General features: G+C 48.0%; 7 protein-coding genes. 5 read left to right on the top strand and 2 right to left on the bottom strand.

Going from position 1 to position 13947, the window contains the following annotated elements; all coding sequences use genetic code 11:
- Positions 1 to 2: 2 nt before the first annotated feature.
- Genes rng through tldD form a run of 4 tightly spaced genes read left to right on the top strand, consistent with a single transcriptional unit; the run spans position 3 to position 7680 of the window.
- Positions 3 to 1472 carry a ribonuclease G gene (rng, locus tag VCHENC03_RS03035; protein ID WP_005438152.1) on the top strand — a complete coding sequence of 490 codons (1470 nt, stop codon included), beginning with the start codon at positions 3 to 5 and terminating at the stop codon, positions 1470 to 1472.
- Between the two features lie 11 nt (positions 1473 to 1483).
- Entirely contained in the window at positions 1484 to 5362 is a 3879-nt protein-coding gene (locus tag VCHENC03_RS03040; protein WP_009707645.1) for a YhdP family protein, read from the top strand.
- A 39-nt stretch (positions 5363 to 5401) separates the two neighbouring features.
- The gene (locus VCHENC03_RS03045) at positions 5402 to 6223 is read left to right on the top strand and encodes a carbon-nitrogen hydrolase family protein (RefSeq protein WP_009707644.1); all 822 of its coding nucleotides are present in this window, start codon (positions 5402 to 5404) and stop codon (positions 6221 to 6223) included.
- A gap of 11 nt (positions 6224 to 6234) precedes the next feature.
- Entirely contained in the window at positions 6235 to 7680 is a 1446-nt protein-coding gene (gene tldD, locus VCHENC03_RS03050) for a metalloprotease TldD (protein ID WP_005438159.1), read from the top strand.
- A gap of 69 nt (positions 7681 to 7749) precedes the next feature.
- Here the strand turns inward: tldD and VCHENC03_RS03055 are convergent, their stop codons facing one another.
- On the bottom strand, positions 7750 to 9126 hold the full coding sequence (locus tag VCHENC03_RS03055) for a PhoH family protein (RefSeq protein WP_005438161.1): 1377 nt from the start codon (positions 9124 to 9126) through the stop codon (positions 7750 to 7752).
- A gap of 536 nt (positions 9127 to 9662) precedes the next feature.
- Between VCHENC03_RS03055 and rapA the strand changes: the two genes are divergently transcribed.
- Positions 9663 to 12572 (top strand): RNA polymerase-associated protein RapA, encoded by a 2910-nt coding sequence (gene rapA / locus VCHENC03_RS03060; RefSeq protein ID WP_009707643.1) that lies wholly within the window; start codon positions 9663 to 9665, stop codon positions 12570 to 12572.
- A gap of 98 nt (positions 12573 to 12670) precedes the next feature.
- Here the strand turns inward: rapA and VCHENC03_RS03065 are convergent, their stop codons facing one another.
- Positions 12671 to 13936: an NRAMP family divalent metal transporter gene (locus tag VCHENC03_RS03065; protein WP_009707642.1), complete on the bottom strand. Its 1266-nt coding sequence runs from the start codon at positions 13934 to 13936 to the stop codon at positions 12671 to 12673.
- Positions 13937 to 13947 lie beyond the last annotated feature (11 nt).

Below are 13947 nucleotides of genomic sequence, written 5' to 3'. Positions count from 1 at the left end.
ACATGAGTGCAGAATTGCTGCTAAACGTGACCCCGAGTGAAACTCGTGTGGCCATGATTGAAGGTGGAGTACTACAAGAAGTTCATATAGAACGTGAATCACGCCGTGGCATTGTTGGCAATATCTACAAAGGCAAAGTGAGCCGAGTATTGCCAGGCATGCAAGCGGCGTTTGTTGATATTGGTCTTGATAAAGCGGCGTTCTTACACGCGTCAGATATCGTTCCGCACACCGAATGTGTGGCAGAAAACGAAAAGCAACAATTCCAAGTCCGTGATATTTCTGAATTGGTTCGCCAAGGTCAGGACATCGTTGTGCAAGTGGTGAAAGATCCTCTGGGCACTAAAGGCGCACGTCTGACAACCGATATCACCTTGCCATCACGTTATCTTGTCTTTATGCCGGGTGCTAGTCACGTCGGTGTCTCTCAGCGTATTGAAAGTGAAACTGAGCGCGAGCGTTTAAAGAAAGTTGTCAATCACTACTGTGATGAGCATGGCGGCTTCATCATTCGCACTGCCGCAGAAGGTGCAGACGAAAAAGAGCTTTCTCAAGATGCGGCATTTTTGAAGCGCTTATGGCTGAAAGTCATGGAGCGTCGCTCGAAATACAAAACCCGTTCTACCTTGTACGGTGAGCTAGGTTTAGCGCAGCGCATTCTACGTGATTTTGTTGGCACTGAGCTTGACAAAATCATGGTCGACTCTCGCCTTGAATACGAGAATCTGAAAGAGTTTACCTCTGAATATGTGCCTGAGCTGACAGAGAAGCTTGAGTTGTACGAAGGCGATAAGCCTATCTTCGATATGTACGACACAGAGAACGAAATCCAACGCTCTCTTGAACGTAAAGTCGAGCTTAAGTCCGGCGGCTACCTGATCATCGATCAAACGGAAGCCATGACTACGGTCGACATCAATACCGGCGCGTTTGTTGGTCGTCGCAATCTAGAAGAAACCATCTTCAATACCAACGTTGAAGCGACGCAAGCAATCGCACGTCAACTTCGTCTGCGTAATCTTGGTGGCATCATCATTATCGACTTTATCGATATGGCATCGGATGAACACCGTAAGCGCGTTCTAAGTTCTCTTGAAGCTGCACTATCAAAAGACCGAGTGAAAACCAACATTAATGGCTTTACTCAACTAGGCTTAGTGGAGATGACTCGTAAGCGCACGCGCGAAAGTATTGAACATATCCTGTGTTCAAGCTGTCCTACTTGTGAAGGTCGCGGCAGCGTGAAGACTGTCGAAACTGTGTGTTACGAGATCTTGCGTGAAATTACCCGTGTTAACCGTGCTTACGATGCAGACAACTTTGTTGTGTACGCGTCACCGTACGTTGCGGAGACACTACTGGGTGATGAATCACACGCACTGGCTGAACTCGAAGTATTTATTGGTAAGCAAGTTCGTATTCAAGCTGAACCCCTGTACATTCAGGAGCAGTTTGACGTCGTCATGATGTAATTGGAAAATTTGTGAATTCTGGTTTTAACCGTTTCGGGCGTTTCTGCGCGTGGACTTTAGTTACTCTGTTGGTGCTTCTGGCCATCTTAGTAACCACACTGCGCGTAGCATTGCCACAACTTAACCACTTCCAAGATGAGATCAAAACCTGGGTCAAGCAAGGCACAGGTTTTGACTTTTCTATTACCAGCGTTGCTGGTTCTTGGCGTAACAGCCATCCCTCTATCGCCCTGCAAGGTTTAGAAGCGAATCTGCCTAATAACCAAGACGCTCGTTTTGCAGTGGATGAAATCCATATTGAATTCGATTTGATTCAATCTCTTCTGAGTTTTAAACCGGTTGTCGCTGATTTAACGATCGATGATTTAGCGTTAGATATCCGCACAGTCGATCTTTTGTCGAAATCAGAAGACAAAGAGCCGCAAGCGAATGTCAGCAAAAATGAAACCAAGCTGATAGACCAATTAGACTCCCTGTTGCTACGTCAGTTTGAAGACTTCACCATCACAGATTCTCGCATTTGGTATAAATCTGTTTCAGGTGAAACTCGCCGTTTGGATATCGAGCAATTACGTTGGAGTAACCAAGGTAAGCACCATTTAGCAGAGGGCACGGTAAGCATTGCGGACGCAAGTCTCAACTCATTGTTAGTACGCGCTAACTTCAAAGATTACGGTTCTCTGCGTGATGTGTCGGGTGAGTTTTATGTCAGCGCGAAAGACGTCTCGGTAACGCCTTGGCTAACCACTTACATGCAAGATGAGTCTGGCGTTGAGTCAGGCAAAGTCAGCTTGAACACTTGGCTGACTCTCGATCGCAGTCAACCAAGTTATGCCTATGTCGACTTACAACCTTCCGAGTTAGTGTGGGACGAAAATGGTCGTCATGACCTGCTATTAGAATCTGGCATTTTCAAGCTATCTCCTGATAAAGAAGGCTGGAAAGTAAATGGTCACTCACTGCAAATTCGCACGGATGACAGACCATGGCCAGAGTTGGATGTTGCCTTTGATTGGCAACCGGATGGTTGGTTACTCAACCTTTCCCAATTAGATATTGAAGCGTTAACACCACTGGTTAAGTTGGCGCCAAAGTCTGAGTCCACCACCGATGTACTCAACAAGCTGGCACCAAAAGGACGAGTGGAAGACATTCGTTTATCAATGAATGGCGGCTTAGATACCTTGCGTTACTCTGCTGAGTTAGATGAACTGGGCTTAACGCAATGGGAACTGCTTCCTGGCTTTAGTCATGTGCAAGGTAAAGTATCGGGTAACCTAGAACAGGCAAAAGCGAAAGTTACCGTTATTGATGATGTCTTCCCTTACGGAGATGTATTCCAAGCGCCACTGAACATTAAACAAGGTGAAGTCGACATCATTTGGCAGCAAGATGAAGATGGCTGGCGTTTGTGGTCCGATAAAGTGACGGCGGCGACACCTGACTTACAAGTGCTGGGCGCATTCCGCCTCGATTTCCCGAAAGAGCAAAGCCCATTCCTTTCGTTTTATGCTGAAGCTGACCTCTACAACGCAGGTGAAACATGGCGCTACCTTCCGACTTTAGCGCTTGGGCAAGATCTCACGGACTACCTATCTACCGCGATTCAAGGTGGTAAGGTCAATACCGCAAAACTGCTTTGGTATGGCGAGTTGGCTAACTTCCCATATAAAGAGCATAACGGCATGTTCCAAGCATGGGTTGGATTGAAGAACGCGAAGTTCAGCTTCGATACTGCTTGGCCGACCATCACAGATTTACAGCTCGATTTGTTGTTTGAAAATGACGCCATGTACCTAGATTCGAAGTCTGCCACGTTAAATGGTGTGAAAGCGAAGCGAATCACAGGGCGTATCCCGGAGCTTGCAGAAGGTGGTCATATTGAAATCGAAGCCAAGGCTAGTGCTCCGGGTAATGAAGTTCGTGACTACATGATGGCAACGCCATTAGTTGACTCTGTTGGCGCAGCCTTGACCGCGCTGCAAGTCAGTGGTCCGGTATATTCTGAGTTCCAACTCAATATCCCATTTGATTCAGACCGAGATGCGAGAGCTTGGGGGTATGCCGATCTTAAGAACAACCGCGTAGATATCGATGCGCCGCCGATGACGTTAGAAAATGCAACTGGGCGTATTAAATTCGATAACGATGTAGTGACCACATCTGGCTTGTCAGCGGAGCTGTTGAAGCAACCAATCTCACTAGACTTCCGAGGTGAGAACGCTGAGCAAGGCTATAACGTAACCATCAATACCCTTGGTGATTGGGAGGTGGACCCACTTAAACCTTACCTTGGCGAGCGTTGGTTAAGTTTGGTTTCTGGTCATGCGCCGTGGCAAATGGACATCGATTTACAACTTAATGATGTCGGCTTTACATACCAAGTCGATGTGCTTGCTCAACTTAGTCAGCTCGCGAGCGAATACCCATATCCATTGGCGAAAAAACGTGGTGAGAAAGGACAAGCGAAACTGCAAGCTTCTGGCAACCAAGAAAGCATCTCGGCTCGATTACAAATCCCTAATGCGAAGTACCAGACGGAAATCGATATCTCTGGCGATGTACCTCAGCTAACCGCGACTAATCTGGTTATTGGTAATGGTGGCTTCAAGATCAGCCCAGTTGTGGGGCACGACGCTTCGATTCGTTTAGATGATTTGAGCCTCGATAAGTGGGCGGACTTAATGCACGTTCCACAAAGTACGACGCAATCAGTATTGTCGAGTATGAAAACGCCGACGATTCCGTTGCCAACGCGCGTCAGTATGGATGTGCAAAACCTAGAGCTCGGTGGTATTGAGTTCCACGACGTCGACTTAAATGCGCGTAAGAAGAACCTAAGTTGGCAGCTTGAAGTCGATAGCCAAGAGGTCAAAGGTAAAGCCAATTACCTCAAACCGTATGATCTGTCTGTTTCATTGGATCACCTGCACTTGTACATTCCGGGCTTCGATGAGATGACCAAGGAGCGCAGTTCTCTGTTTGCTAGCGAAGATCAAACGGCGCCACTTATCTCAAACTTTGACCGCAAGTTCCATGCAGAGATGCCAAACTTAACCTTGAGCATCGATGATTTTTGGCTGCAAGGTTACAAGGTCGGTAAGGTGAACGTGGATGTTGAACGTGGCAACAACCGACTTGAATGGAAGAATGTGAACTTTAGCAGTGGCCAAAACCGCGTTGATATGAGTGGTTGGTGGGAGCTGACGAAAGAACGCAGTCATTCAAACCTGACCATGAAAGTGAAGGGTGAAAACAACAGTGATTTAATGGAGCGGTTTGGTATCACTTCAGGTATCCAGCAAGCGCCGTTTGAAATCAATGCCAACCTTGATTGGGATGGCGCACCTTGGTCGATGAAAACGCAAAGCTTGCAAGGGGATGTCTCTACCGAGTTTGGTAAAGGCGTGATCACCGAAGTGAGTGGCGCGGCGCGATTACTGGGGCTGTTTAGTCTTGATTCGATTATTCGTAAGATGCAGCTCGACTTTACTGACGTGTTCGACAAAGGGATGGCATTCAACTCAATTACGGGTACAGGCAAAATCCAAGATGGCGTGTTTATCACCAACGATATTGTGATGGATGCGTTAGCGGGTGAGATGAAGATCCGCGGCATTGCCAATATGAACACACGTTTGGTGGATGCAGAAGTGAACTTCACTCCGGATATTACTTCGGGTTTGCCTATGTTGACGGCCTTTGCGGTAGCGCCTCAAACGGCGTTGTACGTACTGGCGATTTCGACCGTTATCTCTCCTGTAGTGGAAGTCTTCACGCAAGTAAACTACGAGGTGAAAGGCCCGCTAGATTCACCTACCGTAAAAGAGATTTCACGAAGCAAAGGTGAATACAAGTTGCCAGAAAAACTGCGTGAGCAAGCGAAGTAATTACGTGGTCAGTCTTCTGACGAACAAGGAATTGAATACATGGAACGTGTTGGCATCATTCAAATGACATCGGGTCCAGATATCGAGCAGAATCTGGACTTCATTGCCAAGCAATGTGCATTGGCAGCTGAGCAAGGTGTGAAGCTGGTTGTGACACCAGAAAATACCACACAATTTGCTAACCGAGAGGCGTATCACCAGAACGCAGAAACTTTGGGTGACGGTCCGACTCAACAGCGCTTATCTGAGATCGCACAGCACGACCAACTGACTTTAATCGTGGGCAGCATGCCGATTCGTACTGAACAAGGTGTGACTACCACGACATTGGTTTTCTCACCGCAAGGCGAGTGCATTGCTCACTACGATAAGCTGCATATGTTTGATGTGGATGTCGCTGACGGGCACGGCAGTTATCGCGAGTCGGATACTTTTACCGCTGGCAATCGCATCGTGACGGCAGAGACCAATATTGGTACGGTAGGCTTAAGTATTTGCTACGACGTACGCTTTCCTGAATTGTTTAAAGCGCTACGCTTAGCAGGAGCGCAAGTTATTGTGGTGCCCGCTGCGTTTACCGCTGTCACGGGAGAAGCGCATTGGGAAGTATTACTTCGAGCACGTGCGATTGAAACCCAATGTTGGATTCTAGCCTGCGGGCAAACGGGGACGCATTCGTGTGGTCGCCAAACTTGGGGACAATCCATGGTGATTGACCCTTGGGGGCGCGTTCACCAACAATTGAATGACCAAGTAGGATTGCTGGTGGCGGAGATAGATTTGTCACACAACCAGCAAGTAAGGCAGAATATGCCGCTGACTCAACACAGTCGCTTTCAAAATGAATTGAAACGGAAATAAAAGAGCTAACTATGAGCATAAACCAAATAGAACAGGCACTCCTTGCCCCAAACGGTCTGACAGAGCAAGACATCGCTGACACACTAGCGAGCATTGCGACGCGCCAGATCGATTATGCGGACATTTACTTTCAGTCCAGCTGGCACGAGTCTCTGGTTCTAGAAGACAGCATCATTAAAGATGGCTCTTTCAATATTGACTGTGGTGTCGGTGTACGAGCAGTCACAGGCGAAAAAACCGGTTTCGCCTATTCAGACCAAATTCAACTGGACGGTTTGAAGCAAAGTGCGATTGCCGCGCGTGGTATTGCGCAGCAAGGTCAAAACGGCAAAGTGCACGCATTCAAACGTTCTGATAACCAAGCTTACTACGATGCGGTAAACCCACTAGCAAGCTGGGAAAAGCAACAAAAAACCGAACTGTTGTTGTCTCTGGATGCGTACATTCGTACCAAAGAGCCAATGATCAAAGAAGTATCGATCAGCATCAGTGGTGTGCATGAGCAAATGTTGGTTGCTGCAACTGACGGCACTTACGCTGGTGATATTCGCCCGCTTGTTCGTCTTTCAATCAGTGTTCTTGCTGAAAAAGGCGATCGCCGTGAACGCGGCAGCGCTGGTGGCGGTGGTCGTTTTGGTTACGACTTCTTCCTATCTGAAACAAACGGCGTGAAACAAGCCTTCCAATTCGCTGATGAAGCGATTCGTATGGCGCTAGTGAATCTAGAAGCAGAAGCGGCACCTGCAGGCATGATGCCTGTGGTACTTGGCTCTGGCTGGCCGGGCGTATTACTGCACGAAGCGGTAGGCCACGGTTTAGAGGGAGACTTCAACCGTAAGGAGTCGTCAGTGTTCTCTGGCAAGATGGGTGAGCAAGTGACGTCTCCACTTTGTACTATCGTGGATGATGGCACGCTAAAAGACTTACGTGGCTCATTGAACGTCGATGATGAAGGTGTGAACGGTCAATACAACACGCTTATCGAAAATGGCGTGCTTAAGGGCTACATGCAAGATAAGTTGAACGCACGTCTAATGGGTGTAAATCCTACAGGTAACGGTCGCCGTGAGTCTTACGCGCATCTACCAATGCCACGTATGACTAACACTTACATGCTACCGGGTGAGCACACACCAGAAGAGATCATCTCTACGGTGAAGAAAGGTCTGTACGCACCAAACTTCGGTGGCGGTCAGGTGGACATCACTTCTGGTAAGTTCGTATTCTCAGCATCAGAAGCGTACTTGATTGAAGATGGCAAAATCACTCGTCCAGTGAAAGGCGCAACGCTTATCGGCTCTGGTATTGAAGCGATGCAGCAAGTTTCTATGGTGGGTAACGACCTAAGCATCGACAGAGGCGTTGGCGTGTGTGGTAAGGCGGGGCAAAGTGTACCGGTTGGCGTTGGTCAGCCTACATTGAAGCTCGATTCCATCACCGTGGGTGGTACTGAATAAACTTCATCTGAAGTAGAATTAAAAAGAGCGCTCATTGAGCGCTCTTTTGTTTTAGGGGGAGAGGATTCGCTATAGGTTCTCTTCCGCAAACTCAGCTAAGCGACTTCGCACCACACCATTGAGGTGAATATTGGCGCTGCCCTCAAAGTTCTTGAAGCGTTCTACCATATACGTCAAACCAGACGTCACTGGGGTTAGGTAGTGAGAGTCAATCTGTGCCAAGTTACCCGAACACACAATCTTAGTGCCTTCACCACAACGGGTGATGATGGTTTTGATCTGTGAAGCGGTTAAGTTTTGGCACTCATCGAGCAAGACGAACGCATTCTGGATCGAGCGGCCACGCATAAAGTTAATCGACTTAAACTGAATGTTGGCTTTATCACAGATGTACTTCATCGAACCTTCGGTGCAATGGTCGTTCTTGTGCAGCGCTTCCAAGGTATCGGTTACAGCTGCTAACCAAGGCATCATTTTCTCTTCTTCCGAGCCCGGCAAGAAGCCAATGGACTCACCAATGTCTGGCGTGTTACGCGTTACGATGATCTTATCGAACATGCCTTTTTCAATGGTTTGTTCCAATGCTGCCGCCATGGCAAGGAGCGTTTTACCACTACCTGCAGCGCCGGTCAGAATCACCAAGTCAATATCTGGATCGAGCAGGGCATCCATCGCCATGCCTTGATAGATATTCTTAGGTGTAATGTCCCAAGCGCGGCGATGCATCATGCGCTCACGACTCAGGTCGAGTAAGGTGAGCTTATCCTCATTGATGGTTTCTACTCGGCCTACAAAATCACTCTCTTCATCAATCACGTATTGATTAATAAAGGTCGGGTCGAACGGTTCGCGGCTAAGTTTATGGAACGTTTTTCCACCCAGCGCGTAGCTCTCAACTTCATCCACGCCACTCCAAAAATCGCCTTCACGTTGTTGGAAGCCTTTGGTGAGGTATTGGATATCATCAATCAGTTGGTCCGTACGATAGTCTTCAACGAAACGCACGCCAGCACCTTTGGCTCGCAAACGCATGTTGATGTCTTTGGTTACGAGCACGACTTCGCGTGGTGCGCGTTTGTTTTGCAGATAAAGCACCGCATTGAGTATGCGGTTGTCACCGGCTTTGTCGGCGAAGGCTTTGACGGTTTCCTGCAATTCGAAGTCCGCCAAAATAGAGATGGTGCCTTGGCTTGGGTTGTCTTTAGAAACGGGAATGCCTTCTGAGATTTCATCTGGCGTGGCTTCTCTAAATAAATCCTCCAAAGCGCGAATCGCAACGCGTGCATCCCGTGCAACATCGCGTTTGCTGTCTTTGATTCGGTCGAGTTCTTCCAACACAGTCATTGGGATGACGACATCGTGTTCTTGGAAAGAGAAGATGGCGAAGGGTTCATGAAGAAGAATGTTGGTATCGAGTACAAACAGTTTCCGATCGGTATCGCCCATAGCGTCTCCTTGCCGCAGCGCGGCTTTGCTGGCTAGTAGTTAAGAAGGAACAGACTTCCTAACTCTGATTGCTTGCAATAGAGGTTGTCGGGCAATGTCGGTTAGTGCGCAACCGAGTAGCAAGACAACTTACTGCAAACCCGTGTTGATCCTAATCGTGTACTTAATGCGCTCAAATCATGCACGATGACTCTAAGCGCCCCTCAATAGAAGTATACGTAATATTTACTTCTTACAACTTAATAATTGTCATGAGTTTTTTACAATTTGATTGCATTCCTAATTCAGGAAAAAAAGTTTGCCCTCTGGGCGGTTTCGGCGTGACCTAAATCACAGCTTCAAGTAAGATTAGCGACCTTTTTCTGCGTATAGGCTACGCCCGATTTATCATGTTCAGCTGGCTTAAAAATGCACAGCACAAAGTGGCATGACAAGCACGATTGGCATAGCAGAAGCCAGAATCAGATCTAAACTAATATCCATGCCCATCGGGATGGGTAGAGACCAACAAGAAACAACAACGAGGTAGTCAATTCATGACATTTGCTTTGGGGCAGCGCTGGATTAGCGATACGGAAAGCGATTTAGGTTTAGGTACCGTAGTAGCAATGGATGCTCGTACTGTGACATTGATGTTTGCAGCATCAGAGGAAAACCGAGTTTACGCACGTAACGATGCACCAGTTACCCGAGTAACGTTCAACGTCGGTGATGTCATCGATTGCCAAGAAGGTTGGTCATTAAAAGTTGAAGAAGTACTGGAAGATGAAGGTCTATACACCTATTTCGGTACTCGTGAAGACACGCAAGAAACGGCGATCGTGCTGCGTGAAATCTTCCTAAGCAACCACATTCGTTTTAACAAACCGCAAGACAAGTTGTACGCAGGTCAAATCGACCGCATGGACAACTTCGTACTTCGCTACCGTGCGCTACAAAACCAATTTGAACAGCACAAGAGCCCAATGCGTGGCCTGTGTGGTATGCGCGCAGGTTTGATCCCGCACCAGCTTTACATCGCGCACGAAGTCGGTCGTCGTCACGCGCCTCGAGTATTGCTAGCGGATGAAGTAGGTCTTGGTAAAACCATCGAAGCGGGCATGATCATCCACCAGCAAGTGCTGGCGGGTCGTGCCGAGCGTATTCTTATCGTGGTTCCTGAGACACTGCAACACCAGTGGCTCGTTGAGATGATGCGTCGTTTCAACCTGCACTTCTCTATCTTCGATGAAGAGCGCTGTATTGAAGCGTTCGCAGAAGCGGAGAATCCATTCGATACGCAGCAATACGTGTTGTGTTCACTGGATTTCCTACGTAAGAGCCGCAAGCGTTTTGAACAAGCGCTAGAAGGTGAGTGGGATCTATTGGTTGTCGATGAAGCGCACCACCTAGAGTGGAGCCAAGACAAACCAAGTCGCGAATACCAAGTGGTAGAAGGCTTAGCAGAACGCACTGCGGGTGTACTACTTCTGACAGCGACACCAGAACAACTTGGTCGTGAGAGCCACTTCGCTCGTCTACGTCTTCTAGATCCAGATCGTTTCTACGATTACGACGCATTTGTTGAAGAAGAAGAGCAATACGCACCAGTGGCGGATGCTATTACGTCGCTATTCTCTGGTGAGAAACTGCCTGACGAAGCGAAAAACCAAATTACAGAACTGCTTTCTGAGCAAGACGTTGAGCCGTTATTCCGCATTATCGAAAGCGACAGTGATGAAGAAGCGAAAGCGTCAGCGCGCCAAGAGCTGATTGATAACCTGATGGACCGTCACGGTACTGGTCGCGTTCTGTTCCGTAACACGCGTGCTGCAATCAAAGGCTTCCCGAAGCGTAATGTGCATCTAATGCCAATGGACATTCCGCAGCAGTACACCACATCAATGCGTGTATCAGGCATGATCGGTGGCAAGATGACACCAGAAGCACGTGCGGTGAAGAACCTTTACCCAGAAGAAATCTTCCAAGAGTTTGAAGGCGAAGATTCAAGCTGGTGGCAGTTCGACTCACGTGTGAACTGGCTACTTGAGAAAGTAAAAGAGAAGCGCAGCGACAAAGTGCTGGTTATTGCTTCTCGTGCAAGCACAGCGCTGCAACTTGAGCAAGCATTGCGTGAGCGTGAAGGTATTCGTGCAACTGTATTCCACGAAGGTATGTCGATCCTTGAGCGTGATAAAGCAGCGGCTTACTTCGCGCAAGAAGAGGGTGGCGCACAGGTTCTTATCTGTAGCGAAATCGGCTCAGAAGGTCGTAACTTCCAGTTTGCTAACCAACTTGTGATGTTCGATTTGCCGTTCAACCCAGACTTGCTAGAGCAACGTATTGGTCGTTTGGACCGTATCGGTCAGAAACGTGATATCGACATTCATGTACCTTACCTAAAAGGCACATCGCAAGCTATTCTGGCGCGTTGGTTCGATGAAGGTCTGAACGCGTTTGCTGAAACCTGTCCAACAGGTCGCGCGGTTTACGATAAGTACTCTGATGCGCTGATTGAAATGCTGGCGTCTGGCGATGTTTCAAACCTTGATGAAGTGATTGAAGAATCTGCGAAGATGAACAAAGAGCTGAAATCACAACTTGAGCAAGGTCGTGACCGCCTACTAGAGATGCACTCAAATGGCGGTGACAAAGCGCAGCAAATCGTTGAGAAAATCGCATCGACAGATGGCGACACAAACCTAGTGACATTCGCGTTGTCTCTGTTCGACACCATTGGCTTGAACCAAGACGACAAAGGCGAGAACGCACTTGTGGTAACGCCATCTGAACACATGATGGTGCCAAGCTACCCAGGCTTGCCATACGAAGGCGCGACAATCACGTTTGACCGTGATACTGCGCTGTCTCGTGAAGACATGCACTTCATCAGTTGGGAACACCCAATGATTCAAGGCGGTATCGATTTGCTGATGAGCGAAGGCGTGGGTACCTCTGCGGTTTCTCTACTGAAGAACAAAGCGCTACCAGTCGGCACTATCCTACTTGAACTGGTATACGCGGTGGATGCACAAGCACCAAAACGCAGCGGCATTGCTCGTTTCCTACCAAAGACACCAATTCGTATGATGATGGACGGTCGTGGTAATGATCTGTCTTCTCAGGTTGAGTTTGAAGGTTTCAACCGACAGCTTAGCCCTGTAAACCGTCACCTAGGCAGCAAGCTAGTGACATCAGTACAGAAAGACATTCACAGCCTAATCGAAGCGGGTGACGCATTGGTTGAGCAGAAAGTGGAAGAAGTTCGTAAGCAAGCGCATCAAGACATGCAACAAAGCTTGAATGCAGAGCTTGAGCGTCTACAAGCACTGAAAGCGGTTAACCCGAACATCCGTGATGAAGAAATTGAAGCGATTGAAGAGCAAATCAAAGAGCTAACAGGTTACATCAACCAAGCTCAGGTTCAGCTAGATTCGCTACGTCTGATTGTGGTCAGCCACAACTAATCAGCGTTCATACAAACGAAAAAAGGTCTTCAATTGAAGACCTTTTTCTTTATCTGAGCTTTGTTTACCCATGAGCTAAGTTAGTCGCTCGTAGATAATTACATCAACCACTTCCACCAAATAAACAGTGCTAAGAAGCCGAATAAGTAAATCAAACCCGCAATCGACAACCACTTCAATTTACGACCCAATGCCAATGGCTTAGGTAAGTCCGTTTTACTCACGAGAATGTAGTTCAATAGCGCGAAAAATGGTGTCGTCATAAATGCCAGTACCATGGCAAAGTCCAACATTGGCAGCAGTGCCGAAGCCCAGAACACCACAATACCTAAAGCTAGTAGCGATACGATCAGCATGATCGCAGACGTCGCTTTTGGATCGGTTTCTGGCTGTGAACGCAGCAGGCGTTGAGAGTCTGAAATGACGCGTGAGTAGCCATCAATCACCGTAATCGTACTGCCGAAGATACAGAAGAACGCAATCACTGCAATTAGGTAACGTGACCACTCACCAATGGTCGAAGCGTACAAGCCAACAAGCTGGTGGGAGAAGCCAACACCGGAACTCTTAAGTTCAATGCCTGAGCCGTGTAGCATTAGCGCACCTAGCGATACAAACACCAAAGCCAGTACCGCTGTGCCAATGTAGCCGACATTGAAATCAAACAGGGCAGATTTTGCCGTAACTTCTTGTTGGCTAGTTTGGCGTTTTAACCACGCAGACGTCAAACAAGAGATTTCGATTGGAGCAGGCATCCAGCCCATGGTCACAACGATAAAGCCGATTGCTGCAATTGACCACGGAGAAGGGGATTCAAAGTTCGCAACAGGCTCTACAGGGTTACCAAATGCAATCGCCACCGCCAGCAAAGTCGCAATGGTCAGTACTGTCATGATGGCTTTAGAGAGCGTATCTAGTGCTTTGTAATGACCAGCAAATAGGATCACCAAGCACGTGACCAATACGATGATGCTGAGTGATGCCATCGACAGTGAAAATGGAATGAAGTAGCCCAATAAGCTAGCACTGAACATCAACAGGGCTGCTGTATTGATTACCGCTGAAACAGCACTAAGAAACAAGAACAACCACAAGTATGGGCGACCAAGCTTTGCATAGCCTTCAACCAGAGTTTTACCTGTGCCCATGGTGTATTGCACGCCTGCTCGGAAGAATGGGTATTTAAAAAGGTTTACCAGCAGGATGAGCGCCGCGAGTTGCCAGCCGTAGATCGCCCCAGCTTTGGTGGATGCAACAAGGTGAGAGCCACCGACGGCGGCAGAGGCCATAAGAATGCCAGGACCAAGGGAGCGGAAGAATTGCGAGACTTTGGATTGGGGTTGATCGGATACTGCGGATTCCATTTATTATTGTC

This window comes from Vibrio sp. HENC-03 (assembly GCF_000305755.2).
GTDB classification, from domain to species: Bacteria; Pseudomonadota; Gammaproteobacteria; order Enterobacterales; family Vibrionaceae; genus Vibrio; species Vibrio owensii.
The sequence above is the reverse complement of the archived record's forward strand: the minus strand, read 5'-3'. Positions and strand labels throughout refer to the sequence as shown.

Excerpts from the sequence above, each read along its gene's own strand:
- rng (WP_005438152.1), top strand. The coding sequence starts at position 3 with ATGAGTGCAGAATTGCTGCTAAACGTGACCCCGAGTGAAACTCGTGTG.
- VCHENC03_RS03045 (WP_009707644.1), top strand. The coding sequence starts at position 5,402 with ATGGAACGTGTTGGCATCATTCAAATGACATCGGGTCCAGATATCGAG.
- tldD (WP_005438159.1), top strand. The coding sequence starts at position 6,235 with ATGAGCATAAACCAAATAGAACAGGCACTCCTTGCCCCAAACGGTCTG.
- VCHENC03_RS03055 (WP_005438161.1), bottom strand. The coding sequence starts at position 9,126 with ATGGGCGATACCGATCGGAAACTGTTTGTACTCGATACCAACATTCTT.
- rapA (WP_009707643.1), top strand. The coding sequence starts at position 9,663 with ATGACATTTGCTTTGGGGCAGCGCTGGATTAGCGATACGGAAAGCGAT.
- VCHENC03_RS03065 (WP_009707642.1), bottom strand. The coding sequence starts at position 13,936 with ATGGAATCCGCAGTATCCGATCAACCCCAATCCAAAGTCTCGCAATTC.